The 24,478-nt window shown below is 60.4% G+C and carries 25 protein-coding genes and 2 riboswitches; of the genes, 19 read left to right on the top strand and 6 right to left on the bottom strand.

What is annotated here, in order from left to right; all coding sequences use genetic code 11:
- Positions 1–2 precede the first annotated feature (2 nt).
- The 7 genes from Q1A32_RS03640 (at position 3) to Q1A32_RS03610 (ending at position 5,210) form a co-directional block, all read left to right on the top strand.
- Complete coding sequence (locus tag Q1A32_RS03640; protein WP_299649664.1) at positions 3–401, top strand: hypothetical protein; 399 nt, start codon at positions 3–5, stop codon at positions 399–401.
- Positions 398–1,180, top strand: a complete 783-nt coding sequence (locus tag Q1A32_RS03635; RefSeq protein WP_299649661.1) for an ABC transporter ATP-binding protein — start codon at positions 398–400, stop codon at positions 1,178–1,180. Before Q1A32_RS03640 ends, Q1A32_RS03635 begins: the two co-directional genes overlap by 4 nt.
- 234 nt (positions 1,181–1,414) lie before the next feature.
- A complete protein-coding gene (locus Q1A32_RS03630) occupies positions 1,415–2,347 on the top strand; it encodes an ABC transporter permease (RefSeq protein ID WP_299649658.1) in 933 nt (310 codons plus the stop codon).
- On the top strand, positions 2,344–3,183 hold the full coding sequence (locus tag Q1A32_RS03625) for an ABC transporter permease (RefSeq protein WP_299649655.1): 840 nt from the start codon (positions 2,344–2,346) through the stop codon (positions 3,181–3,183). Before Q1A32_RS03630 ends, Q1A32_RS03625 begins: the two co-directional genes overlap by 4 nt.
- Before the next feature lie 23 nt (positions 3,184–3,206).
- Complete coding sequence (locus Q1A32_RS03620; protein ID WP_299649652.1) at positions 3,207–4,187, top strand: ABC transporter substrate-binding protein; 981 nt, start codon at positions 3,207–3,209, stop codon at positions 4,185–4,187.
- Between the two features lie 117 nt (positions 4,188–4,304).
- Entirely contained in the window at positions 4,305–4,568 is a 264-nt protein-coding gene (locus Q1A32_RS03615; RefSeq protein WP_299649649.1) for a hypothetical protein, read from the top strand.
- 240 nt (positions 4,569–4,808) lie between these two features.
- A complete protein-coding gene (locus Q1A32_RS03610) occupies positions 4,809–5,210 on the top strand; it encodes a transposase (protein ID WP_366141200.1) in 402 nt (133 codons plus the stop codon).
- A gap of 479 nt (positions 5,211–5,689) precedes the next feature.
- Here the strand turns inward: Q1A32_RS03610 and ettA are convergent, their stop codons facing one another.
- Entirely contained in the window at positions 5,690–7,345 is a 1,656-nt protein-coding gene (ettA, locus tag Q1A32_RS03605) for an energy-dependent translational throttle protein EttA (RefSeq protein WP_299609474.1), read from the bottom strand.
- A gap of 145 nt (positions 7,346–7,490) precedes the next feature.
- Here ettA and Q1A32_RS03600 point away from each other — a divergent pair, with 145 nt between their 5' ends.
- Genes Q1A32_RS03600 through dacB form a run of 4 tightly spaced genes read left to right on the top strand, consistent with a single transcriptional unit; the run spans position 7,491 to position 11,462 of the window.
- Entirely contained in the window at positions 7,491–8,786 is a 1,296-nt protein-coding gene (locus Q1A32_RS03600) for an alpha/beta hydrolase (protein WP_299649643.1), read from the top strand.
- Positions 8,783–9,253 (top strand): MOSC domain-containing protein, encoded by a 471-nt coding sequence (locus Q1A32_RS03595; RefSeq protein WP_299649640.1) that lies wholly within the window; start codon positions 8,783–8,785, stop codon positions 9,251–9,253. The genes Q1A32_RS03600 and Q1A32_RS03595 overlap by 4 nt, the downstream gene beginning before the upstream one ends.
- 54 nt (positions 9,254–9,307) lie before the next feature.
- Entirely contained in the window at positions 9,308–9,925 is a 618-nt protein-coding gene (locus Q1A32_RS03590) for a nicotinate-nucleotide adenylyltransferase (protein WP_299652754.1), read from the top strand.
- 46 nt (positions 9,926–9,971) lie between these two features.
- On the top strand, positions 9,972–11,462 hold the full coding sequence (gene dacB, locus Q1A32_RS03585; protein WP_299649637.1) for a D-alanyl-D-alanine carboxypeptidase/D-alanyl-D-alanine-endopeptidase: 1,491 nt from the start codon (positions 9,972–9,974) through the stop codon (positions 11,460–11,462).
- Positions 11,463–11,522: 60 nt separating this feature from the next.
- Here the strand turns inward: dacB and Q1A32_RS03580 are convergent, their stop codons facing one another.
- A complete protein-coding gene (locus tag Q1A32_RS03580) occupies positions 11,523–12,755 on the bottom strand; it encodes a D-amino acid dehydrogenase (RefSeq protein WP_299649634.1) in 1,233 nt (410 codons plus the stop codon).
- Between the two features lie 57 nt (positions 12,756–12,812).
- Positions 12,813–12,917: riboswitch (glycine riboswitch) on the bottom strand.
- Between the two features lie 18 nt (positions 12,918–12,935).
- Positions 12,936–13,024: riboswitch (glycine riboswitch) on the bottom strand.
- 257 nt (positions 13,025–13,281) lie between these two features.
- On the opposite strand from Q1A32_RS03580, the gene Q1A32_RS24005 reads away from it, so the two are divergent.
- Both Q1A32_RS24005 and Q1A32_RS03575 read left to right on the top strand, forming a co-directional pair.
- The gene (locus Q1A32_RS24005; RefSeq protein ID WP_366141199.1) at positions 13,282–13,680 is read left to right on the top strand and encodes a DUF6404 family protein; all 399 of its coding nucleotides are present in this window, start codon (positions 13,282–13,284) and stop codon (positions 13,678–13,680) included.
- Positions 13,681–13,881: 201 nt separating this feature from the next.
- Positions 13,882–14,394 (top strand): GNAT family N-acetyltransferase, encoded by a 513-nt coding sequence (locus Q1A32_RS03575; RefSeq protein ID WP_299649631.1) that lies wholly within the window; start codon positions 13,882–13,884, stop codon positions 14,392–14,394.
- 36 nt (positions 14,395–14,430) lie between these two features.
- Here the strand turns inward: Q1A32_RS03575 and Q1A32_RS03570 are convergent, their stop codons facing one another.
- On the bottom strand, positions 14,431–14,853 hold the full coding sequence (locus Q1A32_RS03570; protein WP_299609487.1) for a tellurite resistance TerB family protein: 423 nt from the start codon (positions 14,851–14,853) through the stop codon (positions 14,431–14,433).
- A gap of 142 nt (positions 14,854–14,995) precedes the next feature.
- Here Q1A32_RS03570 and Q1A32_RS03565 point away from each other — a divergent pair, with 142 nt between their 5' ends.
- The 3 genes from Q1A32_RS03565 to Q1A32_RS03555 all read left to right on the top strand — a co-directional run bounded on the left by Q1A32_RS03565 (position 14,996) and on the right by Q1A32_RS03555 (position 17,903).
- Positions 14,996–16,573, top strand: coding sequence for a lysine--tRNA ligase (locus Q1A32_RS03565; protein WP_299649628.1), 1,578 nt, complete (start codon positions 14,996–14,998; stop codon positions 16,571–16,573).
- Between the two features lie 369 nt (positions 16,574–16,942).
- Positions 16,943–17,434, top strand: a complete 492-nt coding sequence (locus tag Q1A32_RS03560; RefSeq protein WP_299649625.1) for a hypothetical protein — start codon at positions 16,943–16,945, stop codon at positions 17,432–17,434.
- A gap of 67 nt (positions 17,435–17,501) precedes the next feature.
- Positions 17,502–17,903 (top strand): DUF4864 domain-containing protein, encoded by a 402-nt coding sequence (locus Q1A32_RS03555; protein ID WP_299649622.1) that lies wholly within the window; start codon positions 17,502–17,504, stop codon positions 17,901–17,903.
- A 2-nt stretch (positions 17,904–17,905) separates the two neighbouring features.
- On the opposite strand, the gene Q1A32_RS03550 is transcribed toward Q1A32_RS03555, so the two are convergent.
- From Q1A32_RS03550 to Q1A32_RS03540, 3 genes are read right to left on the bottom strand one after another with little or no spacing between them, the layout of a single operon-like run.
- On the bottom strand, positions 17,906–19,624 hold the full coding sequence (locus Q1A32_RS03550) for a thiamine pyrophosphate-binding protein (RefSeq protein ID WP_299649619.1): 1,719 nt from the start codon (positions 19,622–19,624) through the stop codon (positions 17,906–17,908).
- Complete coding sequence (locus Q1A32_RS03545; protein WP_299649616.1) at positions 19,621–20,748, bottom strand: enolase C-terminal domain-like protein; 1,128 nt, start codon at positions 20,746–20,748, stop codon at positions 19,621–19,623. Before Q1A32_RS03545 ends, Q1A32_RS03550 begins: the two co-directional genes overlap by 4 nt.
- A complete protein-coding gene (locus Q1A32_RS03540; protein ID WP_299649613.1) occupies positions 20,745–21,482 on the bottom strand; it encodes an aspartate/glutamate racemase family protein in 738 nt (245 codons plus the stop codon). Before Q1A32_RS03540 ends, Q1A32_RS03545 begins: the two co-directional genes overlap by 4 nt.
- 139 nt (positions 21,483–21,621) lie before the next feature.
- Between Q1A32_RS03540 and Q1A32_RS03535 the strand changes: the two genes are divergently transcribed.
- From Q1A32_RS03535 to Q1A32_RS03525, 3 genes are all read left to right on the top strand, one after another.
- On the top strand, positions 21,622–22,863 hold the full coding sequence (locus tag Q1A32_RS03535; protein ID WP_299649610.1) for an FAD-binding oxidoreductase: 1,242 nt from the start codon (positions 21,622–21,624) through the stop codon (positions 22,861–22,863).
- Positions 22,864–22,896: 33 nt separating this feature from the next.
- Positions 22,897–23,877, top strand: coding sequence for a TRAP transporter substrate-binding protein (locus Q1A32_RS03530; protein WP_299649608.1), 981 nt, complete (start codon positions 22,897–22,899; stop codon positions 23,875–23,877).
- A 61-nt stretch (positions 23,878–23,938) separates the two neighbouring features.
- The gene (locus Q1A32_RS03525) at positions 23,939–24,475 is read left to right on the top strand and encodes a TRAP transporter small permease (protein WP_299649605.1); all 537 of its coding nucleotides are present in this window, start codon (positions 23,939–23,941) and stop codon (positions 24,473–24,475) included.
- Positions 24,476–24,478 lie beyond the last annotated feature (3 nt).

Raw genomic sequence — 24,478 nt, 5'->3', positions numbered from 1 at the left:
TGGTGGCATATTCCATCGGTCTGCTCGTCCTGAGCTGCATCAACTTCATTCCGCAGATGCTTGGATCTGATGAAGCGCCAATGGTGTTCCCGCTGGTGATCATCGGCACAGCCATCATGGTTGCGATCTGGTCAGCCATACCTGTGTTCGGGATCTTTTTGCCGCTTGTGTGGGGCCTAAGGTCGTTGGGCGTTCCAACGCGCCTGAGTGCCGTGCTTGCCGCCGGGACTGCATCTGGATTTGGGGCCGTTCTGAGTGCGCGCTTCTACGGAGAGGTTTTCGGGACAATTGGCGGGGAAGGAAGTCTTGCGCGCACTGAGATCATAGCAATCATTCTTATTGCAATGGCAGCCGCCTTTCTGGTTTGGACCGTATCACCCGCGATGGCCGAAAACGCATGACAATTAAAAACGTGATTTCCGCTCAGAACCTTAATCTGACGTTCCAGACCAATGACGGCCCTGTGCACGCGCTGAAGGGCGTGTCGCTGGACATTGCCAAGGGCGACTTCGTGTCTTTCATCGGACCTTCGGGCTGCGGCAAGACCACCTTCCTGCGCTGCATGGCGGATCTGGAACAACCCACAGGCGGGTCCATCACCGTAAACGGAACAACGGCTGAGGCGGCGCGCAAGGCGCGGGCTTACGGGTATGTGTTCCAAGCGGCGGGGCTGTATCCGTGGCGGACGATTGGGCGGAACATATCCTTGCCGTTGGAAATCATGGGGTATTCCAAGGCCGATATTGCCGACCGGGTGGCGCGGACGCTGGAGTTGGTGGAGCTTGCAGGCTTCGAGAAGAAGTCTCCCTGGCAATTGTCAGGCGGCATGCAGCAGCGGGCCTCGATTGCCCGCGCGCTGGCCTTTGATGCGGATATTCTGCTGATGGATGAGCCGTTTGGCGCGCTGGACGAGATTGTTCGCGATCACCTCAACGAACAGCTTTTGCAGCTTTGGGCGCGGACCGAAAAGACTATTGCCTTTGTCACCCACTCGATCCCGGAGGCGGTGTATCTTTCGACCAAGATCGTGGTCATGTCACCGCGGCCCGGGCGGATCACGGATATCATCGAAAGCACATTGCCCAAGGAACGCCCCTTGGACATTCGCGAAAGCCCGGAGTTTCTGGAGATTGCGCATCGGGTGCGGGATGGGCTGCGTGCGGGGCATGCCTATGACTAAGGCGGTGCAAACGGCGTCTGGTGTCATCCTGTTGGTTTTGGCCCTCACGTGCGCTTTGATCGCTTCAGCCGCAAGGTCAGACTTCTTGTTTCGAGGATGTGCTGACATTCCAAAAGCGAATTGGAACGCGACTGCAAATTGCTCTGACGGCTGGTTCTCGCAACTGTTTTTTGGCGGTCTTGGAGGTGCAGCACTGGCATCTGCCACTCTGGCTTTTTGCTGGAGGATAAGGGCGTGAAGAACCTGGTGCCCGTCTTCACTGTTTTGGCCGTGATCGTCGGCATCTGGTATCTGGCTGTCGCACCGATGAATGTGCGCGTTGCACTGGATCAGGCGGAGCGGGCAGGAGAGGTGGTTGTGCCCGAAGGGTCCGTGCCCCGGCGCGCCGTGTCGGTCTGGCGCTTGATGCTGGACAATTCAGATCATGTGGCCTTGGGGTATGCACTGGAGCGGCCACGGTTGCCCACGCCGGGCCAAGTGGGTCAAGAGCTTTGGAAGACCACGGGGGAGATGGTGCAGAAGGGGCGGCCTTTCTCCAAACGTGGGTTGATTTATCACGGGTGGATCACATTGCAATCGACGCTTTGGGGCTTTGCATTGGGCACGCTTCTGGGCATCGTTGGAGCTGTGGCGATTGTCTATTCCCGGACCGCACAGCTGAGCCTCATGCCATGGGCGATCATCAGTCAGACCATTCCCATTGTGGCACTGGCGCCGATGATCATCGTCTTGTCGTCGCAGGTCGGGATCGAGGGGCGTGGGGTGCCGAAGGCGATCATCTCGGCCTATCTGTGCTTCTTTCCGGTTCTTGTGGGCATGGTCAAAGGCTTGCGCGCACCGCAACCTGCGCAGCTTGACCTGTTGCGGACATACAATGCCACCGGGCTGCAAAGCTTCCTGCGCCTGCGGTTGCCAGCCTCGGTGCCGTACCTTTTTACGTCGCTCAAGGTTGGCATTGCCGCCGCTCTTGTCGGGACGATCGTGGGTGAGCTGCCAACCGGTGCGATCTCTGGCCTTGGTGCCCGTATTCTGATCGGGGATCAGTTTGGAACACCCCTCGCCATTTGGTCGGCCCTGTTTGCTGCGGCCGTGTTGGCGGGGGCGCTGGTCACCCTGCTTGATCTTGCGCAGCGGGTGACGCTGAAACGCATGGGGATGGCACCATGAGCTGGCTGATCCTTGCGCTGGTACTTTGGCTGGGGGGCTGGGCGCTCAACATGTGGCTGGCTGGTCGCAAGGAAAGCCGGGCAATCCGCATTGCGGTTCCGGTGATCTTTGGCCTGACCCTGTTGCTGGTGTGGGAGGCGCTGGTAAACGCCTTCGGCATCTCTCCGGTCATCCTGCCCGCCCCGTCCACAGTGGCGCAGACGTTTGCGGCATCCACCGACATCCTGTGGACTGACTTTCAGCAAACAGTGGTCAAGGGCGCTTTGCGTGGCTTTGCCATCGGGGCGATTGCCGCCCTGATCGCCGCCGTTTTGATCGACCGGTCTGCCTTCCTGACGCGGGGCTTGCTGCCCATCGGGAACTTTGTCGCGGCCCTGCCCATCGTCGGCATCGCGCCCATCATGGTGAACTGGTTCGGCTTTGATTGGCAGTCCAAGGCCGCAGTGGTCGTGGTGATGGTGTTCTTCCCCATCCTCGTGAACACGGTGCAGGGCCTGAACGAAGCGTCAGCGATGCAGCGCGACCTGATGCGCACCTATGCTGCCGGGTATTGGCAAACGCTTTTGCGCCTGCGACTGCCTGCGGCCATGCCCTTCATCTTCAATGGCTTGAAAATCGCCACCACACTGGCGCTGATCGGGGCCATCGTTGCCGAATATTTCGGCTCTCCCACACGCGGCATGGGCTTCCGCATCTCGACCGGCGTGGGAAGCTTGAGCATCGACCTTGTCTGGGCTGAAATCGCCGTCGCCGCCTTGGCGGGCACGGCATTCTACGGCATCGTGGCCTGGATCGAAAAGCGGGTGACCTTCTGGCACCCATCACAACGCGGATAACAAAACCAACCTCGGAGGGTATCATGAAGATCAAAGCAACTTTGGCAGCACTTTCGCTGACCGCAACAGGGGCCATGGCGGCGGACGACGTCACGCTGCAACTGAAATGGGTCACGCAGGCGCAGTTCGCGGGCTATTACGTGGCGCTTGAAAAGGGCTTCTACGAAGAAGAAGACCTGAACGTCACCATCAAACCCGGCGGGCCCGACATCGCGCCTACGCAGGTGCTGGCCGGTGGCGGTGCTGACGTGACGGTGGAATGGATGCCCGCCGCGCTGGCCGCCCGCGAAAAGGGCCTGCCCATGGTCAACATCGCGCAGCCGTTCAAATCGTCCGGCATGATGCTGACCTGCCGCAAGGATGCAGGGGTCGAGACGACCGAGGATTTCCCCGGCAAGACGCTGGGTGTCTGGTTCTTCGGCAACGAATTCCCGTTCCTGTCGTGGATGAGCCAGCTTGAAATTCCAACGGATGGCTCGGAAAACGGGGTCGAGGTGCTGAAGCAGGGCTTTAACGTCGACCCAATCGTGAACGGACAGGCCGCGTGCGTGTCGACCATGACCTACAACGAATATTGGCAGGTCATCGACGCAGGGCTGACGCCCGAAGAGCTGACGGTTTTCAAATACGAAGACAACGGTGTCGCGACGCTCGAAGATGGGCTGTATGTGCTTGAGGAAAACCTCACCGACCCTGCGTTCGAGGACAAGATGGTCCGCTTTGTGCGCGCGTCGATGAAGGGCTGGAAATACGCCGAAGCCAACCCGGATGAAGCCGCCGAAATCGTGCTGGAATATGATGAGACCGGCGCGCAGACCGAAAAGCACCAGAAGCGGATGATGGGTGAAGTGGCCAAGCTGACCGCTGGCTCCAACGGCGCGCTGTCCCCTGCGGATTACGAGCGCACCGTGCAATCGCTGCTGTCGGGCGGCTCGGACCCGGTGATTTCTGCGGCACCCGAAGGGGCATGGACGCACCAGATCACGGACAAAGCACTGAATTAACACCGGCAATCGCCGATTGAGCAAAGGCCAGCCTGCGGGTTGGCCTTTTTTGTCGCGGGTGCTGGATTTGAGCGGAATTTGCCCCATCTTCTTTGCCAACACGGGAGAGCGCACCACATGACACGTATGGAAAATCTGCAACCAGACCTCGAAGAGCAAACCCGCCAGGACGCGCGGTATCAAGCGGCGATGGCGTCGATCAACCGGTCCAAGATCGAACGGGAGAAAAGCGGCTATGTCGTGATGTCCGCGGCCATGAACTACGGCGAAGGGGCACTGGGCGACGGGCTGTTCGGCAAGGTGAGCCATGCGGCGAAACTGTTCATGATCGCATTTGCTTGCGCGCTGCCGGTGATGTTTGTGTGGGCGTATTTGTTGTAGTCTGCATACATCTAATATCCGAAGGGCCGTTGTTTCAGCGGCCTTTTTTGTGCCTGTAGGGTGCGCATTCACTGCTCACCGCGCGCCCGCAACTGACATCTGCACAGTGCGCGATAAACGCACACCCTAAGTTAACCATCGAATGCATATCCTTTCGGTATGTCCAGTTACATCAGGCCGCGTATTCCCGGCGCTTCCATCTTTTTCACGGTCAGGCTTTCGCCTTGTGCCGGGGGTTCATTGGTTGGTCACATCGATCATCTGCGCAGTGCCGTGCGCCTGACGCACGCAGATCATCCGTTTGACATCGCCGCCTGGGTGGTATTGCCAGATCACATCCACGCCGTCTGGACACTGCCCGTTGGGGATTGCGACTATTCAAAACGGTGGAGTGTCATCAAAGCGCGGTTTTCGCGGCAAGTAACGGCGGTCCGCCGCCGCCCAAGCCATATTCTCAGGCGCGAGCGGGGCATCTGGCAACGCCGGTTTTGGGAACATCACCTGCGGACGGAATCGGACAAGGCAGATGCGATCCGGTATTGTCTGATCAACCCGGTGAAACACGGGTTGGTGCCCGATCCGCGTGACTGGCCGTATTCATCCATTCACCGCGACATCAGAAACGGACGCTGGGCCGCGTAGGGTGCGCATTTACTGCGCACCAATGGTCGGTCGATTTTCGGGGAATGGTGCGCAGTAAATGCGCACCCTACGGCAATTCAGTTTGAAATTGAGATGCTGAGATTGATTACGCGATGTCAGCAATTTTATAGTCTGGACTATGCAGGATCTGGGAAGTTATCGAAGGCGCTAAACCACTCTTCGCGAACTTCTGGCGACAATTCTTCTATGACCCGAAGGTGTGTAGTCGTTTGATGAACTGAGACTTCTGACATCGCGTGTGCAGTCAACGCGATCAAAGCATCTTGGTCGGTATCTTTAATAAACTGAAGGACTTCGTTCAGGGTTACTCTGTTTGGCATCAACAGTTGCCTCCATTATCCAACCACGTTTCCTACAATTATCACTACTGCCACTAGGTGCCGCTACGCGCGTTTGCTTCGCAAACACGCTTTCGTGCACGCCTTGAACCCAAACGTAAACACAAGAACTCCGTCCGCTTAGCGGACGAATTTCTTGTGTTTCAGCCTTTTGGGTTCAAGGGCATCCGGCCCCAGCCGCCGCTTCTTGTCTTCCTCGTAGTCCTCGAAATTCCCCTCGAACCACTCCACATGCGCGTCGCCCTCGAATGCGAGGATATGCGTGCAGATCCGGTCGAGGAAGAACCGGTCGTGCGAGATCACGACCGCACAACCCGCGAAATCCACCAAGGCATCTTCCAGCGCCCGCAGCGTCTCTACGTCCAGATCGTTGGTCGGCTCGTCGAGCAGCAGCACGTTGCCGCCCTCTTTCAGCAGTCGTGCCATGTGAACGCGGTTGCGTTCGCCGCCTGACAGCAGCGACACCTTCTTTTGCTGGTCGCCGCCCTTGAAGTTGAAGGACGAGCAATAGGCGCGGCTATTCACCTGCGCGTCACCCAGTTCGATGATCTCGGCCCCGCCGGAAATGGCTTCCCATACCGTGTCATTCGCGGCCAGATCGTCGCGCGACTGGTCGACATAGGACAGTTGCACCGTGTCGCCCAGTTCGATGGTTCCGGCATCGGGCGTTTCCTGCCCGGTCAGCATTTTGAACAGCGTGGATTTGCCGGCACCGTTGGGGCCAATGACGCCCACGATGGCGCCGGGGGGCAGGGAAAACTCCAGCCCCTCGACCAGCAGCTTGTCCCCCATGTGCTTGGACAGCCCGTGCACATCGATCACCTTGGACCCAAGGCGCTGCCCGTTCGGAATGACAATCTGCGCGCGGGTCAGCTTTTCGCGCTCGGACTGGTCGGCCATCTCGTTATAGGCGTTGATCCGGGCCTTGGACTTGGCCTGACGGGCCTTGGCGCCCTGCCGCATCCACTCCAGTTCCCGCTCCAGCGTTTTCTGGCGGCTCTTGTCTTCGCGCGCTTCCTGCGCGAGGCGCTTGGCTTTCTGTTCCAGCCACGAGGAATAGTTGCCTTCCCACGGCACACCCTTGCCGCGGTCCAGTTCAAGAATCCAGCTGGTGATGTCATCCAGGAAATAGCGGTCGTGGGTGACGATCAGGATCGTGCCCTTGTAGTCGATGAGGTGCTGTTGCAGCCACGCGATGGTCTCGGCGTCGAGGTGGTTGGTGGGTTCGTCCAGAAGCAGCATTTCAGGCGCTTCGAGCAGCAGCTTGCACAGGGCCACACGGCGGGCTTCACCGCCCGATAGCGTCGTTACATCCGCATCATCGGGGGGGCAGCGCAGCGCCTCCATCGAAACGTCGATCTGCGAATCCAGATCCCACAGGTTCTCTGCATCAATCTGATCCTGCAAAGCCGCCATCTCGTCCGCCGTCTCGTCCGAGTAGTTCATAGCCAGATCGTTGTAGCGGTCCAGAATGGCCTTCTTCTCTGCCACGCCCAGCATCACGTTCTCCCGCACGGTCAGGGCCGGGTCCAGATGCGGCTCTTGCGGCAGATACCCAACCTTGGCGCCCTCTGCGGCCCATGCCTCACCCTGAAAATCAGTGTCCAGACCGGCCATGATCTTCATCAGCGTGGACTTGCCCGCGCCGTTCACACCCACGACGCCGATCTTCACGCCGGGCAGGAAGTTCAGGTGGATATTCTCAAAGCACTTCTTGCCGCCGGGATAGGTCTTGGACACACCCGACATGTGATAGACATATTGATAGGCAGCCATGGCATTCTCCCGGAAAAAACTGTGCAGGTCCGTCTACCCGGCAAGAGGGCAAAGGGCAATGCGCCGCCCGTCGCGGAAATGGGATTTGGTGATGGTGGCGGAGTCGTGTTAGCGGTGACAGACAAAACCTATGGAAGTGTCTGACATGCGGCGGTTAATCCTGCTGGCAGCGTGTTTCATTCTGGGGGGATGTGCGGTCGGCATTGGCCTCGCACCACCGCCCAACCTGTATCGCGGCGGCCTGAACTATCCCGACAATCTGGTGCCTGAGGTCTGGCGCACGGCGGAACCCAAGATTTTCTACATGACGGATCGGGCGCCCGATGACGAAAGCTATGGCTCGGGCCGATCGGATTCGATGGCGTTTGGGGCAGCGACGGTCAAGTTCGGGCGCGATCTGGGGTGGGAAGAGTTGCTGAACCGGACCCGCGCGGATTCCGATGAACAGGTGTCGACCCTCTGGGTGCCCGACTTCGAAGAGATCGTGCGGTTCGAAACCACGCCACTGCCATACGCGCGTTCCGACGGGCGGCTCCGCCATTTGCAGGATACGCTGGATATCTACAACGAACAGGCGTCGCGCTTTCAGGCAGTCATCGCAGATGAGATTGCCCAGACCGGCAACCGTAGCTTGCTTGTCTATATCCACGGCTTCAACAACGACTTCGAAGACAGCCTGACGACGCTGGCCAACATGTGGCACTTTGCCGGGCGCGAATCCGTACCGGTGTCGTTCACATGGCCTGCAGGCAACGGGATCGGGCCGCTTGGGTATTTCCGCGACCGGGATGCGGGCGTGTTCTCGGTCCACCACACCAAGGAATTCCTGCGCATGCTGGCGCAGATGCCCGAGGTCGACAGTATCGACATCATCGCCCATTCGCGCGGCACGGATGTGGCCACGACGGCCTTGCGCGAATTGATGATCGAGGCGCGGGGCGCCGGCGTTCATCCCAAGCTGATGCTCAAGACCGGTACGCTGATCATGGCCGCGCCCGATCTGGACGTGGACATCGTGCGCCAGAGGCTGCAGGCCGAAAGGTTTTCGGAATCCTTCGAGCAGATCAACCTCTATATCAACCCGAATGACGGGGCCTTGCGCCTGTCGGCTTATCTGACCCGATCCACCCGGCTGGGGGCGCTCAACAACGAAGACTTCCGCGCAGGGGAACTGGAGCGCCTGCGCAAGGAAGCGTTGGTGCATTTCATCCGCGTCGAAAACGTGCGCGGCGGGTTCGGGCATGCCTATTTCCGTGACAATCCTGCGGTGCTGTCCGACGTGGTTCTGGCGCTGCGTACACGGGCTTTCCCGGGGGGGACGTTGCGCCCGCTGGATCAGGACGAGGACGGCGTTTGGGTGCTGCATCCGAATTATCCACTGGAACGGCTGCCTGACTTGCTGAGCATCGAGGCACGCGCCGCCCGTCGCGATGAACGATGAGCGAATTGCACGACATGATGGCACGCTGGGCACAGCCGGGCGTGGTGGATTGGATCGGGGTGCGCCCGGCGCGGGCGGCTGACATTCAGGTGCTCGACCGGGCCGAGATCGGCGACAACGGAATTGAGGGTGATCGGGGGCGTAATGGCAAACGCGCCGTCACGCTGATCCAGGCTGAACATTTGCCTGCCATCGCATCCTGCCTTGGTCGCGACAGCATCGACCCGACCCTGTTGCGCCGCAACATCATGGTGCGGGGCCTCAACCTTAATGGCCTCAAGGGGCGCGAGGTACGGGTGGGTACGGCCATCCTGCGCTTTACCACCATCTGTGCACCATGCAGCCTGATGGAGCGGCTGATGGGCCATGGGGGGTATGCCGCCGTGCGGGGCCACGGCGGCTGGTGCGCCGAGGTGGTCACACCCGGCACCGTCGCAATGGGCGACACCGTGCAGCCCGTTGATTGACAAGGCGTCAGGTTTGGCGTCCGGTCCGCATACGTGATCAAGACGGACAGCCACGTGACGCAATCTGCCTTTCCCCTTGCCAGACCGGGCCAGACCATCGGCCTTTTGGGCGGTTCGTTTGATCCGGCCCACGCCGGGCACGTGCATATCACCCGGGAGGCGATGAAACGCTTCGGCCTCGACCGCGTGTGGTGGCTGGTATCTCCGGGCAATCCCCTCAAGACGACGGGACCAGCACCGCTTGTTGACCGCATGGCCCATGCGCGCCGGATCATGCAGCACCCCCGCGTGACCGTGACAGATATCGAGACGCATCTGGGCACCCGCTACACGGCAGAGACACTTGCGGCGCTGATGCACAGGTATCGGGGCGTCCGGTTTGTCTGGCTCATGGGCGCGGACAACCTCGCCCAATTTCACTTTTGGCAGGATTGGACGTGGATCATGGAACATGTCCCGGTCGGCGTGCTTGCCCGGCCGGGTGATCGCATTTCAGCCCGGATGAGCCCCGCCGCCCGGCTTTACCGGCACTACCGTATCTCGGGTCGGGCCAGCCAGATGCTGGGGTCCTCCGACCCGCCGGCCTGGTGTTTTGTCAATGTTGCCATGACGGCAGAATCCTCCACCGCGATCCGGGCGCAGGGCGGCTGGGCACACTCTTCGGATTTGTGATCGTCAGGTGCTTGTTTGCGGCGCAAAGCTGCGGTTACATGCTCCTATGTTGCGCGTGATTTCGAGACGGTTTTTTCTGGCTGCATTGGCCGGGTCCACGGCCACTTCAGCCCTAGCTGCCCCACCGACGGCATCGCTCAGGCCCAGTGCGCGCGGCGGCAATCATTTCAAGAAAGCCATCGCTGATCCGCAGGCCATCATCGCGGATGCCCGGCTGGGCGGGCGCGTCTGTTACGCGGTGGCCGACGCCAAAACCGGCACCAAGCTTGAAGGCGGCAACGCAAAGGTCGGCACGCCGCCTGCCTCCGTGGCCAAGGCCGTCACGGCGCTTTACGCCCTCAACACGCTTGGGCCGTCTCACCGTTTCAGCACCCGCGTCGTCGCCACCGGCGGTGTATCGGGTGGGGTGGTACAGGGTGATCTGGTGCTGGTCGGCGGGGGCGACCCGACGCTGGACACCAATGCATTGGCGGGGCTTGCCGCAGCACTCAAGGCCAAAGGTATTCGCGAGGTGCGCGGCGATTTCAAAGTGGCGGAGGGTGTATTCCCGCAGGTCCACACCATCGACAAGGATCAGCCCAATCATGTCGGCTACAGCCCGGCACTGTCGGGCATCGCGCTGAACTTCAACCGCGTGCACTTTGAATGGAAACGGCAGGGCACCCGCTACGATGTGACCATGGACGCACGCTCGAACCGCTACCGGCCCGATGTGGCGATGGCCCGCATGCAGGTCAGCGAACGGCGGGCCCCGGTCTACACCTTTGCCGACGGCGGGCGCACCGACAACTGGACGGTTGCACGGGGTGCACTTGGCAATGGCGGCGCGCGCTGGCTGCCGGTGCGCAAACCCGCGCTTTATGCCGGTGACGTGTTCCAGACCCTCGCCCGATCACAAGGTATCGTGTTGAAAAACGCCAAGGTGGTCAGCCGCGCACCGCAGGGCACCACGCTTGCCCTGCACCAAAGCGACGATCTTCAGACGATCCTGCGCGCCATGCTGCGCTTTTCCACCAACATCACCGCAGAAATGGTCGGCATGGCCGCCACGGCCAAACGCAGCGGGCGACCGTCTTCGCTGCGCAGCTCGGCCACCGAAATGAACCATTGGGCCAAGGCGACACTTGGGGCCGCCAACATGCGCCTCGTGGATCACTCGGGCCTGGGTGCTGCCAGCAAGATGACGGCGGATGACATGGTGCTGACGCTGGTCAAGGCACGGCAGAACGATGTGCTCCGCCCCATTCTCAAGGCGATCCCGATGCTCGACAGCCAACGCCGCGCGATCAAGAACCACCCGGTGGAGGTGCACGCCAAGACGGGCACGCTCAACTTCGTGTCGGGCCTCGCAGGCTACATGACCGCCCGCGATGGCACCGAAATGGCCTTTGCCATCTTCGCCGCGGACGAGGCGACACGCGCGCGCATCACCCGTGCCAACCGCGAACGCCCGCAAGGCGCACGCAGCTGGAACCGGCGGGCCAAGATCATGCAGCAAAAGCTGATCGAACGCTGGGGCGCCGTGTACGGCAGTTGAGGCTGGCGAAGGACACCTCCGCCTGTGCCCCGTAAGGCGGATCTTGATCCGCCCCGCCCCTCAAGCCGCGTTCTTCATGCGGTTCACGTCAATGATATCCGCAGTCGCCTGAGCCGTGGCGGCCGATAGCGTCCAGCCCAGATGCCCGTGCCCTGTGTTGTAGTACACACCCGGCTTCGCACCCGGTCCGACCTTGGGCATCATCGATGGCAACATGGGGCGCAACCCGGCCCAAGGCACACAATGCTCCGTCGACACGTCGGGAAAGAACGCCTCGCACCATTCGCGCAGGGGGCGGATACGGTCATCGCGGATATCCAGATTGTAGCCATTGAACTCCGCCGTCCCGGCAATCCGGAAGCGCTTGCGACCCAGGCGCGAGGTCACGATCTTTGCCTCGTCATCCAGCAGGCTGACCCAAGGGGCCGCCGCCTGGCTCTCCACGTCATCAAGGTTCACGGTGATGGAATACCCCTTCACCGGGTAGATATTCACCCGGTCGCCAAGCTCTGACGCAATGGCACGGCTGCCGACACCGGCGCAGACGACAATGCCGTCGAAATCCTGCTTCTCGACCACACCGGCATCGTCCCACGTCAAACGCACTCCTGCGCCCGTGTGCGTAATGTCGGTCACGTTGCTTTTGTAGTGGAACGCCGTGCCCATCTTCTCGCACCCGTCGCTCAGCGCGCGGGTATAGCGGTGGATGTCGCCGGTAAAGTCGCTCTCGGTGTAAAAGCCACCGATGGTGTCGGCCTTCAGTGCAGGCTCAAGGCGCTGCACCTCGTCGGCCGTCACCTCACGCCGCTCAAGGCCCGCCTGTTCCAGCAGGGCATTCACACGGCGGGCATGATCGAACTCGGACTGCTTGCGATAGACATGCAGAATGCCGCGCTGCTCCATATCGAAATCGGCACCCACTTCCTTGGCGAACTCCAACAGATGCGCACGCGCGGCAATGGCCAGCCGGGCGGTCTCGACCGTGTTGCGCTCATAATCGGGGATATTGCCCATGAACTCGGCCATCCAGGACAGCTTGTGCCAGCTGGGGCGTGGGTTCACCAGCAGGGGGGCGTCGGATTTCATCATCCATTTCAGGCCCTTGAAAATAGTACCCCAGCGGGTCCACACCTCGGCATTGCTGGCAGACAACTGCCCACCATTGGCAAAGGATGTCTCCATCGCGGCATAGCGGTTGCGGTCAAACACGCTCACTTGGTAGCCACGGCGGGCAAGGGCATAGGCGGTTGTGATGCCGGTGATACCGGCGCCGATCACGGCGATATGGGTCATTGGGGGTCCTCCCAAAACACGCGAACCAAGGACGCCGCCCTGCACCATGCCGGGCATCCGTCCCCATCTGTCGCGAGACCTGAGAGCTTGACGCCGCATGCGGCGCTTTCTCCTTCGGTGGGCCGGGCGCGTGACGTCCAACCACTCTCCAGATGATCACATGTGCCCCTCTGCTGGGGCGCGGCCGGCACGGTTCTTGGTGCCTGAGAGTTTCCGGGGCGTTGCTCCTTCGGCGGCGGGCATGTCCCGCGCTCTCCCATGTCGGCCTCTGCGACTGCGCCCGACATAGGAAGCCTGCGCGAGTCGCGCAAAGGGTTTGTCGATCACGCACTGTCACAGATGCGCATGCGTGATGCGCGCGCTACAGGGGCGCTGGCGCAGCACAGCGCGCTGCGGTTTTCAACACCAAACGACGTCTTCTGGATCGCAGCCAATGTCTGCTCGAGGTGAGTGCCGATGGCGGTGTCGGAAACCTGTCGCGTACACATCGGCAAACTCATGCCAAGCCGACCTGTGGTCCGGTTGAATGGCTCCTATGTCAGTGCAACACTCATCGGGCATGGAGGTGAGTCCAGTGTCAGACTACCAACACCGTTTCAAAGCCGCAGAACTTGAAATGCAGGACGCAGGGATTTGGCCGTCCAATGCCGTACCACTCTACACCCGGCTCCTGTACAAGTTTGGCCTAAAACCCGTTCCACCCCACTACAAACCTTTCTGGCGCGGCTTTCTGGGACAAAGCGTTTTCTTCACCCTGTTGATCGGACTGGTCTCGATTTCGTCTGGCAGTATTCCCGGGGGAAGATCAGTATTCGAATTTTGCGTAAGAACCGTTTTGATCGGGTCGGTGTCGGGCCTCATTTTGGCGGGCTATTATGCCTCCAGCAGTAAGACCAACGCACTGAGCCGTTGGACAGACCTGTAACCAGAACACGTATTTTGCATGCGTCGGACGGCTGTGAGAGTGATACTTTTCCAAGTGTAAGGATCGTGAGGGTAAGGCGTGGGAGTTGTAAGTGATTTGACGTTTTGTCGTGGGTCGGGCGGTGCTTTCAGTGGGTGCCCGGTCTGAGCATCAAATGCATTGATGCTGCGTCGCGGCGGACGTCGGTCTTTGTAAGATGCTATGAATTTTGCGAAACAAATCCGTACAGAACGGCTTTTGCTACGTTCGCTCGGAAAGCGGGATTTTTGGTTTTTTTACAAGATCTTAGGGAAGGCATGCGTCAGGCGGTATCTCGGCGGCCCTGTTCCTAGAAGGCAACGGTTTCCACGCTTCAAGCGATATTTGACTTGTCCGAGCAACGCGGGCGTCTGGGTGGTAAGCCTGACAGAGCGCAACCAGCCCATTGGTCTCGTCGAACTGGGACTGCACAAAGACGGAAAGGACTACGAAATTTCCTACCAGTTTGCCCCCGACTTTTGGGGTATGGGATTCGCCACCGAGGCTATCCGGGAAGTCGTCAGGCATGCTCTTGATGAGGCCGGATTGCGGCGGATCATTGCAGAAACCCAGAGCGCCAATTCAGCATCCTGCCGCCTGTTGAGGGAACTTGGGATGGTGGAGGTTGAACGGGTTCAGAGATTTGGAGCAGAGCAGATCATTTTTGCGACCGATCAAAGGCCGCCATTGCCGTAGTGGTGGCTAATGATTGCTTTTTCCCGCAATCCTAACCTAAAGCGTCAAATGCCGCGCCCGGGCGCCGCGTTCGATGGCTGCTGCGTGCAGCCGATCGATGTTTAACTCGTAGCGGATTTCTTCGAGCAAGCGCAGCTCCGCTTCCTCCAGCGTCCCGTCCGCAGCCGCCACGTCGCAGGCCAGCGCATATGCGGTCTCGAACAGCCGCTCCGGCAACGCCTCGCGAACAAGCCCGAAAAGTGCGTCAAGCCCGTCTTCCTGTTCGAACAGATCAAACACCATCTGCGCCATGCGGTTCAGCCGATCCAGATCGTAGCCCGCAAAGACAGGCAGATTGTTGACGGCAGAGTTGATCTTGACCAGTTCCGCGGTGCGGATGTCTTCGTCCGAGGCCGACACCGCAATCATCAGGGCGACCAGCGCATCCTGCGCGGTCAGGGAGAGTTGTGAGTTGGCCATGGCGTGCGTCCTTTTTGGGTGCGTGCTCCCTCAATATTGACGCCTGACCCGGCCCGCAATAGGTACCGGCGGGATTGTCCCCGCGGGGACATGTCCGAAGGGCCGCGCATAGGGCGGAGGCCTGCCATATGGGACCAAAGCCATGTCAACTTTCCGTGACGCCGCGATGAGCAGCAAAGCCTGGCCGTTCGAAGAAGCCCGCCGCTTGCTCAAACGTTACGAAAAGGCGCCACCCGAGAAGGGATATGTGTTGTTCGAGACGGGCTATGGCCCCTCGGGTCTGCCTCATATCGGGACCTTCGGCGAAGTGGCGCGCACCACGATGGTCCGCCGCGCCTTCGAGGTGCTGTCGGATATTCCCACCAAGCTGATATGTTTCTCGGATGATCTGGATGGCATGCGCAAGGTGCCGGGCAATGTGCCCAATCCTGACGCGTTGCAGGAATACCTGCAGATGCCGCTGACTTCGGTGCCCGACCCGTTCGAGACGCATGAGAGTTTCGGCCATCACAACAATGCCATGCTGCGCAGGTTCCTGGACACGTTCGGGTTCGAATACGAGTTTATTTCGGCACGCGAGTTTTATCGCTCTGGTCGGTTTGACGAGGTATTGCTGCGCTGTGCGGAACGCTATGACGATCTGATGGCGATCATGCTTAAGTCTTTGCGCGAAGAGCGTCAGCAGACCTATTCGATCTTTCTTCCCATTCATCCTGACACGGGCCGCGTCATGTACGTTCCGATGAAGCATGTGGATGCGGCCAATGGCACCGTCACTTTCGACGATCCGGACGGGGGTGAGATGACGCTTCCCGTAACGGGTGGCAACGTGAAGCTGCAGTGGAAGCCGGACTTCGGCGCGCGCTGGGCGGCTCTTGGCGTGGACTTCGAGATGTATGGCAAGGAGCACGCAACCAACGAAAAGATCTATGACGCGATCTGTCGGACCCTGGGTGCGCGCCCGCCGAACCACTTTTCCTATGAGCTTTTTCTGGATGATCAGGGACAGAAGATTTCGAAGTCGAGCGGGAATGGTGTCAGCATCGACGAGTGGCTGACCTATGCCAGCACGGAATCGCTGTCCTATTTCATGTATCAAAAGCCCAAGACGGCGAAGCGGATGTTCTTTGATGTCATCCCCAAGGCGGTGGACGAGTACCATCAGCAGCTGCGCGCCTATGCGGGACAGGATGACAAGGCGCGGGCCGCGAACCCGGTGTGGCATATCCATTCGGGCGACGTGCCCGAGAGCGATATGGTGGTGCCTTTTGCCATGCTTTTGAACCTCGCGTCGGTGTCGTCGGCGGAGGACAAGGGCAAGCTGTGGGGCTTCATTCAGCGCTACGCGCCGGACACCGGGCCGGAGACGCATCCCGGCATGGACAAGGCGGTGGGGCACGCGGTGCGCTACTACAACGACTTTGTGAAACCGGCGAAGGTTTACCGTTTGCCGACGGATGCCGAGCGAGAGGCGTTGGAAGCGCTGAAGACCGAGTTGGAGGCCTATGACGGTCCCATCGAGGACGAGGCGTTGCAGTCCGTGGCCTATGCCGTTGGGCGGGATCGGTTTGATCCGCTGCGGGAGTGGTTCACGGCGCTGTATGAGGTGCTTTTGGGCGCGAGCCAAGGCCCGCGATTTGGCGGGTTCATTGCGCTTTACGGGGTCGAAGAGACTGTCTCCCTGATCGAAAAAGCGCTGGCGGGAGAGCTGGTGGGCTGATCTGTCCCCGCGGGGACAGCCTGTTCGGTGGCTTTGCCTGATCTTTAGAGAGATGTGAAAGCCAAGCGGGATCAACCGCTTGGCTTTTGCACGGTTGGGTCAGGGAAAATTAACCACGCATCCGGCAGGATGGACCGCGAAGGCGGGCAGCGATTTTCGTTTTGGCTAATCCGATCCTTCGAGGAACTCGTTGAAACGGAAAACACGTGAATGGGCGCCGTTTTTCGTGACAGCCATACGAGGCTGGAACTTCTACCAGCCCGTCGCCTGTTGCAAATTCATTTAGACGATTGGGCGCTATCGCAATTCTCCTTGAGATAGTAGAGGTTTTGCGTTTCTTTTCGAGCGAAATAAGCCAAGGAGTATTTAGTGAAACAGTTACTTGCCGTCGTTTCGGCCACCATCGCTCTTTCTGCTTGCGATGCAACGGCTCCACAGACCCAAAACACTGAGGCCGTATCGCAGACACCGGTCGCAACCCCTCAATCACAGGTCAGAAATAAACCGACTTTTGCCAACCGTGGCTTCCGCATCCAACGCTCTGATTGGAAGAACGCGCATTTTGAGATGCCCAATAAGCAATACGGCAACATCACCTATTTTGCATTTACGCGCCTCGCGCTTGTCGCGTCAGCGGAATGCGGTGTACCGCTGGATTATTTGTATTTCGACCGAGCGGCAGCGATCGGCAGGCGAGCGATTTTTCAAGACAAACAAGCACGTGAAGCGACAGCAAAGGCGCAACTGGATGCATTTAAGCAGGAGTATGGCCCGTTTGACCCGAACGATCCCACCCTGCTGTGCCGCGCGGTTGAACGGAACAAAGCAGACAGAACATTGTTCGGAGCTTTGTTTTTCTGATTGCACGCCGCCATTGTTCTGAGCGTGTCCAGCGCTATCCTTTGGTCAAGAGCCAAGAGGATATCAGATGCGGAAATGGATGATGGGGGCCGTGTTGGCCGTGGGTCTGGCCGGTGCCGCGATGGCGCAGGGGACTGAAATTGAAGGCGTCATCGGCAGTCAGATCGAAGCCTTCAAGGCGGATGATTTTGAGCAGGCGTTTACCTTTGCGGCGCCTTCTATTCAGGGGATGTTCCGGACGCCTGAGAATTTTGGGCGCATGGTCACCCAAGGCTATCCAATGGTGTGGCGGCCGGCGGATGTCACCTATCTCGACCTGCGGGAAGAAGGCGGGCGGTATGTGCAGACGGTGCGGATTGAAGACGCAGAGGGTGCCGTGCATTTTCTGGCCTATGCCATGATCGAGACCGCTGACGGTTGGAAGATCGGTGGCGTGCAGTTGCTGGATGCGCCCGGGGTGAATGCCTGAGACTATGAGAAGTGCGGCAGCCCTTTGGCCCGCGCGGCGCGGACCCATGAGGGGACGAAGGGCACGATCTGGTCCTGTGTGGGCACGCGGATTTCTATGAAATTGGCGCCTTGGTTGGCGATGGCGCGGGCAAGGGCTGGTTCGATGTCGTCGTGGGACGTGATGCGCGTGGCGTCGAACCCGAACCCTTCGGCGACCTTGATGTAGTCGACGCCGCCGAAGTCGGTGGACCAAGGCTCGTCCACGTCATCCAGCAGGATCGCCTCGCCCCTGATCCAGCCGAAGCTGTCGTTGCGGTTGAGGATAATTGTCACGTTTTTGCCGGACCGTTTGATCGTTTCCATGTCGCCTATGACAAAGCCGAAGGAGCCGTCGCCGGTGAAGGAGATGATCGGCCCATCATGCGCGTAGGACGCGCCGATGGCCGCCGGGACCGAGTAGCCGAGTGCGCCCATGGAGTAGTTGGTGATGTAGCGGCGGCCTGCTTTGCGGAAGGTCAGCAGGGCCGAGGGGAAGATCGCGCTGACGCCGGGTTCGGACGTGACGATGGCGTCGTCTGGCATCAGCCTGTCGAGCGCCTGCGAGAGTTTGACGGGCGACAGCGTGCCGTCGGGCATCGGGATGTTGGCGTTGAAGACTGTGTCGAGTGCGGTTTGTTTTAGGTCCGTCAGGTCGACTTTGGGTCTGTTGAGATTTGGGTGTTCGGTTTTGATCAGTTCGACCATGTAGTCGAGCGTCGCGCGGGCGTCACCGACCATGCCGAGCTTGAGCGGAAAGTTGTTGCCCACATGCGCTTCGGCAATGTCGAGATGCAGGAAGGTTTTGGTGTTGGGGTCACCGTAGAGCTTCCAGTGGTCCGTGGCGGCGCTGTCGGTGTTGGTGCCGATGAAGAAGATCATGTCGGCGTCCAACAGGTACTGGTTGGCGTGTTCCATCCCGCCGCGTGCACCGATGACCCGCAGGGAGAGCGGGTGGTTTTCGGGGATCGTGCCCTTGCCCGGGGTGGTGGTGCCGATGGGGATTTGCAGCAATTCCGCGAGGTCAAGGATGGTTTGGGAGGCTTTGGAGATCAGCCCGCCCTGGCCCACGACGATGGCGGGTTTGCTGGCGCAGAGCAGCAGATCAATGGCTTGCCGGATTTTGCTGTGGTCCGCGACGGGGCGGTGGGCCGGGTAGTGCTCGTAGTCGGGTTCGGCGTAGAGGTCTGTCAGGTTTGCTTCTTCGCCGAAGATATTGATGGGGACACGGATATGCACGGGGGCGGGGCGGCCCGAGGTGGCGACGCGGAAGGCGCGGCGCAGCAGGAACGGGATGTCCGCGACCTTGGTGATGGTGAAGGATTCTTTGCAGATGCTGTTATAGAGCGCGGTTTGGTCGACACCTGTGAGCCCGTGTTTCTTGTCCTGGTTCACGGGGATGTCGGAGGAGAAGAAGATGATGGGGACCGACGAGAGGAACGCCTCCGTGATGCCGGGGGTGCAGTGGGTGACGCCGGGGCTGGGCGCCTCAAGCACGGCGGGTTTGCCGGTGATCTTGGCGTAGGCTTCGGCCGCGTAGGAGGCGGTGCGTTCGTCGCGGGTGAGCACAAATTCGATGTTCGAATGGGCGCGCCATTCCTTGTACCAGCCTATCGTCGTCTCGCCCGGCAGGCCGAAGACGTGGGTGACGTCATGCAGTTCGAGCATGTGGAGGAGCGCCTGGGCGCCGTTCATCTGGGTCATGTTTCCTCCAGCAGATCTGTGCGATAGCGGGCGAGTGTGTCGGGGTCCGGCGCGGTGCCGAGGCCGGGTGTGGTCGGCACATGGACGTGGCCGCCTCGGACCGGGAAGGGCGTCTGGGCGATGTCCGTTTCGGCGTAATAGGTGGACATGTAGAATTCGCATCCCAGCGTGAGGTCGGGGATGGCGGCCATGAGGTGCGCGCCTGCCATGTGAGCGATGGAGGTTTCGAACATGCAGCCGCCGTAAACCTCAACCCCGGCGGCGCGGGCGATCGCGGCGATCTCAACGCAGCGCCGGACGCCCCCGGATTTGGCGGTCTTGAGCGAGAAGATGTTGGCGATGCGATTGTGCGCGCCTTGGAGGGCGTCGCGCACGTTGAAGACGGATTCGTCGGCCATGATGGGGACATCTACGGCGCTTGTGATGGCGGCGAGTGCCTCGCGTTCGTGCATTTTCACGGGTTGTTCGACAAAGTCGGGGCGGAAGGTTTCGAGATCACGGATGTGGCGGATGGCGTCGTAGGCCGGGAGCCCCTGGTTGTAGTCGATGCGCAAGCGGGCGGCGTCGCCATATGTGCTGCGCAGTTTTTCGAGTCGCATGAGGTCGAAGGCGTGGTCGGCAAAGCCGGTTTTCAGTTTGAAGATGCGGATGCCGTCGGCCCAAAGCTGTGTGATGTCGTCGAGGTCGGCGTCGAAGTCGGGATTGGCAACCGAGAAGCTGAGGGGGATTTGGGTGCGATGCCTGCCGCCGACAAGCTCTGCGATGGGCAGGTTCGTGATCTGGCCGGTGAGGTCCAGCAGTGCGCATTCGAGGGCGGCTTTGGCCTCTGGGTGGCCGACGAGGGTGCGGTCGGCTTGGGCCATGATCGGTTCGATTTGGGTGGGGTTCTGGCCGATCACGTGGGGGCGCAGGTGGGTGTGCAGGGCGGCGGCGTTGCCCTCGACCGTGCCGGTGAAGACGGGCCAGGGGGAGGCTTCGCCCCAGCCTGTGAGGCCCGTGTCCGTCGCGAGTTCCAGAAGGGCTGCGTTGATGCCGCCGACGTCGCCGGAGCCGTGGGAGTGGACGGCGCGTGCCGGAATGGTCACGCAGTGGACACGCAGGTGGGTGATGCGGTGGTCCGTCATGCGCGCAAGTCGTCGAGGTTGGATGGAAAGCGGCGGGGCAGGAGGCCGGATTGGAACCACAGCAGGTACGTGTAGATCGAGAAGACGGGGCGGCCCGTGGCGCGGCGGATGTCGGCGGCGTAGGGGACCATGTTTGTGCATTCCAGAAGGATCGCGCCGATGTTGGGGTGGTCGGCCACAAGCTGTTGGGCGGCCTGGACGTTGTCGGTGCGGGCTTGGTCGAAGTCGATTTCGGCGGCGTCCCCCAGCACTTGGGTGGTGAAGTGGGACCCCGCGCCAGTGCCGCCGACGGGCGTGTCGTGTGGGATGCCTGCGGCGTCGAGATGGGCGGTGGTCAGGGTTTCCGAAGATATGGTGAGGATGCCCAAGCTCTGATCTGCGGGCAGGGTTTGGCGGATAAGGGAGGCTTGGAGCAGCGAGGAGGACGCGACGGGCACACCGAGGGCGCGGGACATGTCCGACTGGAACGGGACGAGAAAGCCGCAATTGGTGGCGATGCCGTCACAGCCCAGATCAACAAGCTCGCGCCCCGCGTCGATGAACGCGCCCAGAAGCGGGGTGGCGTCGCCGCGCACCACGTTGTCGGGGGTGGCCGAGGGGACGACCTTGTATTGGACGGGGAAAGGCCATGTGCCTGCGTTGCCGATGTCGCCGGGGATGCGGGGGAAGCGGGTGTTCAGCATCAGGATGCCGACGGACGCGCCGAAGACGGTTTTGCCGCCATGTGTTGTCATGTGTGGTCTTTCCGAGGGACGCTTTGAGGCAGCGCAATTTGCGGCACGCTAGCGCGGGTCTTGCGTCACGCACAAGGCTGTGCCTTGTTTCACTTGCAATTTGGCGGACGGGCTTGGCCTGCTCTTGGGGGACGCGACAATGCCGAAACATGTGATCATCGCCGGGGCGGGTATCGTCGGTGTGTCGACGGGCATCTGGCTGCGCCGCTTTTCGGATGCAAAAGTGACGATCATTGATCGTTTGCCGCCCGGTGAGGGCACGTCGCATGGCAATGCGGGTGTGCTTGCGGCCTGTTCCATGGTGCCTGTCACAGCGCCGGGCTTGGTGCGCAAGGCGCCCAAGATGCTGATGAACCCCGATTTCCCGCTGTTCATGCGTTGGGGATACTTCCCGAAGTTGCTGCCGTGGCTGATGAAATACCTGTCGAATGCCAATGACAGCGATACGCGCCGGACTGCGACCGGTTTGACCACGATTGTCGGGGATTGCGTTGATCAGCACAAATCGCTGGTGGCGGATACGGATGCCGCGCATTGGGTAAGCGAAAGCGACTATTCCTTTGCCTATGCCAACCGGGCGGCGTTTGAAGCCGACAGTTATACCTGGGGTTTGCGCCGCGATGCGGGGTTTGAGCCGGTGATCCGTGAGGGTGCCGATGTGCGGGCCTATGAGCCGCAACTGTCGCCGTCGGTTGGGTTGCTGGCGACGATGACCGACCACGGTTTTATCCGCGATCCGGGTGGATATGTGAAGGCGCTGGCCGCCGTGTTCGAAGCTGTGGGCGGCACTATTGTGCAAGCTGAGATCAAGGATTTCGAGATGGCGGACGGCAAGGTGGCTGCTGTTTTGACGACGGAAGGGCGGCAGCCTTGTGATCAGGCCATTCTGGCAACGGGCGTGTGGTCGAAGCCGTTGATGCAGAAGCTGGGTCTGTCCATCCCGATCGAGTCAGAACGCGGCTATCATATCATTTTTGAAGAGGCGGAAGGCGGTCCATCGCATCCCATCATGGTGGCGAGTGGCAAGTTTGTGGCGACACCCATGGCTGCGGGCCTGCGCTGTGCGGGTGTGGTCGAGTTTGGTGGCTTGGAGGCGGGCCCGTCCGAGGCGGCCCTGAACCTGCTGCGAAAACAGGCAAAGGCGGCCTTTCCAAACCTTTCATGCAAAGGGGAAATCGAGTGGCTTGGACACCGGCCCGCGCCCTCGGATAGCTTGCCGTTGATTGGCGAGGTGCGGGACACGGGCGTGTTCACCGCATTTGGTCATCATCACATTGGATTGACCGGTGGCCCGAAAACGGGAAGGATCGTGGCAGGTCTTGTCGCGGACCAACCTATGAACACCGATATCGGCGCGTTCGACCCCATGCGTTTTGCATGAGTCCGCAGAAAAATGACCATCAGGGAGTAAGACATGACGAAACTTAAGACAACTTGCGCAACCCTCGCCACGGCGACTCTGCTTGCCCTGCCTGCAATGGCAGAGGAGAAGTGGGACCTGCCCATGGCCTATTCCGGGTCCAACTTTCACTCGGTGACGGGTGCGGAGTTTGCCCAATGTGTGACCACAGGGACGGGTGGCGAGATCGAGATTACGACGCACCCGTCGGGGTCGCTTTATGCGGGCGCGGACATCAAGCGTGCCGTTCAGACCGGTCAGGTGCCGATTGGTGAGCGTCTGCTGTCGGGTCACCAGAACGAAAGCGCCATCTTTGGCTGGGATTCCGTGCCCTTCCTCGTGTCGTCCTTTGACGAGCATGAGAAGCTTTACGAAGCCGCCTTGCCCCACGTGCAGGAGCTGTTGGCCGAGCAGAACATGACCATGCTCTATTCCGTGCCGTGGCCGCCGCAGGGTCTGTACTTCAACAAGGAAGTGAATTCTGTCGCTGATATGGAAGGCCTGAAGTTCCGGTCCTACAACAACGCGACGGCCCGCATGGCCGAGCTGACCAAGATGCTGCCTGTGTCCATTGAGGCGGCCGAGATCAGCCAAGCCTTTGCCACCGGTGTGGCGGAGTCCATGGTGTCGTCTGGTGCCACTGGCTATGACCGCAAGGTGTGGGAAAGCCTGAGCCACTTCTATTCCGTCGATGCGTGGCTGCCCCGGAACTACATGCTGATCAACAACGATGTGTGGTCGGGTGTGTCTGATCAGAACAAGAACGTGATCAATGCCTGTGCCGCGATGGCCGAGTATGCTGGCACGTGGCGCGCCAAGGAATACACCGGCTTTACCCTTGCCGGTCTGGCCGAAGGTGGCATGACCGTGGCCCCCGCGGGCGATCAGCTGATGAGCGATCTGCGCGGTGTGGGTGAGACGATGGCCGCCGAATGGCTGGAAGCTGCGGGTGACACCGGTGCTGCCATTCTGGATGCCTACAACGCTGCGCAATAAGCGCGATTTGCCCGGGCTGCATGTGCTGGCCCGGGCGCTTTTCAGCCCCGGAGACTGACCTATGACGGGTGCCCTGCGCGGCCTGCGCCGCTTTCTTGATTTTTTGTATCTTGCTGCCGGAGTGCTGGCTGCCTTGTGCCTGATCGCGATCCTTTTGCTGATCGTGGCGCAGATGGTGGCCCGCTGGACGGGCGAGATTTTTCCGGGTGCGGCCAACTACGCGGGCTATGCCATGGCCGCCGCCAGCTTCTTTGCCTTTGCCAATGCGCTGAACCGCGGCTCGCACATCCGGGTGTCGATTGTGCTGAATGCGGTGCCTGAGCGGTTTCGTCGGTTCCTTGAGATCTGGTGTTTCGGGATTGCGGCGGGAGTGATGTGGTATTTCACCTACTACGCTTATTGGTTCACCTATTGGTCGTGGAAATTCAACGAGTTGAGCCAGGCGCAGGATGCCACGCCGTTGTGGATTCCGCAATCTGTAATGGTCATTGGTGGCGGTATTCTGGCCATCTCGCTGACCGACCATCTGATACACGTCATTTTCCGAGGGGATCACCGCATTCAGCGCGACCTCGTTGATCAAAGTTTCGCGGAGTAGGGT

Origin of the sequence: uncultured Tateyamaria sp., assembly GCF_947503415.1 — a bacterium.
GTDB lineage: Bacteria > Pseudomonadota > Alphaproteobacteria > Rhodobacterales > Rhodobacteraceae > Tateyamaria.
Note: the sequence above shows the minus strand (reverse complement) of the source record. Positions and strands in the feature narration are given on the sequence as shown.

Excerpts from the sequence above, each read along its gene's own strand:
- Q1A32_RS03615 (WP_299649649.1), top strand. The coding sequence starts at position 4,305 with ATGACACGTATGGAAAATCTGCAACCAGACCTCGAAGAGCAAACCCGC.
- Q1A32_RS03580 (WP_299649634.1), bottom strand. The coding sequence starts at position 12,755 with ATGACCCATATCGCCGTGATCGGCGCCGGTATCACCGGCATCACAACC.
- Q1A32_RS03635 (WP_299649661.1), top strand. The coding sequence starts at position 398 with ATGACAATTAAAAACGTGATTTCCGCTCAGAACCTTAATCTGACGTTC.
- Q1A32_RS03600 (WP_299649643.1), top strand. The coding sequence starts at position 7,491 with ATGCGGCGGTTAATCCTGCTGGCAGCGTGTTTCATTCTGGGGGGATGT.
- Q1A32_RS03555 (WP_299649622.1), top strand. The coding sequence starts at position 17,502 with ATGCGGAAATGGATGATGGGGGCCGTGTTGGCCGTGGGTCTGGCCGGT.
- Q1A32_RS03540 (WP_299649613.1), bottom strand. The coding sequence starts at position 21,482 with ATGACAACACATGGCGGCAAAACCGTCTTCGGCGCGTCCGTCGGCATC.
- Q1A32_RS03545 (WP_299649616.1), bottom strand. The coding sequence starts at position 20,748 with ATGACGGACCACCGCATCACCCACCTGCGTGTCCACTGCGTGACCATT.
- Q1A32_RS03620 (WP_299649652.1), top strand. The coding sequence starts at position 3,207 with ATGAAGATCAAAGCAACTTTGGCAGCACTTTCGCTGACCGCAACAGGG.
- Q1A32_RS03530 (WP_299649608.1), top strand. The coding sequence starts at position 22,897 with ATGACGAAACTTAAGACAACTTGCGCAACCCTCGCCACGGCGACTCTG.
- Q1A32_RS03595 (WP_299649640.1), top strand. The coding sequence starts at position 8,783 with ATGAGCGAATTGCACGACATGATGGCACGCTGGGCACAGCCGGGCGTG.
- dacB (WP_299649637.1), top strand. The coding sequence starts at position 9,972 with ATGTTGCGCGTGATTTCGAGACGGTTTTTTCTGGCTGCATTGGCCGGG.
- ettA (WP_299609474.1), bottom strand. The coding sequence starts at position 7,345 with ATGGCTGCCTATCAATATGTCTATCACATGTCGGGTGTGTCCAAGACC.
- Q1A32_RS03570 (WP_299609487.1), bottom strand. The coding sequence starts at position 14,853 with ATGGCCAACTCACAACTCTCCCTGACCGCGCAGGATGCGCTGGTCGCC.
- Q1A32_RS03550 (WP_299649619.1), bottom strand. The coding sequence starts at position 19,624 with ATGACCCAGATGAACGGCGCCCAGGCGCTCCTCCACATGCTCGAACTG.
- Q1A32_RS03575 (WP_299649631.1), top strand. The coding sequence starts at position 13,882 with ATGAATTTTGCGAAACAAATCCGTACAGAACGGCTTTTGCTACGTTCG.
- Q1A32_RS03535 (WP_299649610.1), top strand. The coding sequence starts at position 21,622 with ATGCCGAAACATGTGATCATCGCCGGGGCGGGTATCGTCGGTGTGTCG.
- Q1A32_RS03625 (WP_299649655.1), top strand. The coding sequence starts at position 2,344 with ATGAGCTGGCTGATCCTTGCGCTGGTACTTTGGCTGGGGGGCTGGGCG.
- Q1A32_RS03525 (WP_299649605.1), top strand. The coding sequence starts at position 23,939 with ATGACGGGTGCCCTGCGCGGCCTGCGCCGCTTTCTTGATTTTTTGTAT.
- Q1A32_RS24005 (WP_366141199.1), top strand. The coding sequence starts at position 13,282 with ATGGCTCCTATGTCAGTGCAACACTCATCGGGCATGGAGGTGAGTCCA.
- Q1A32_RS03565 (WP_299649628.1), top strand. The coding sequence starts at position 14,996 with ATGTCAACTTTCCGTGACGCCGCGATGAGCAGCAAAGCCTGGCCGTTC.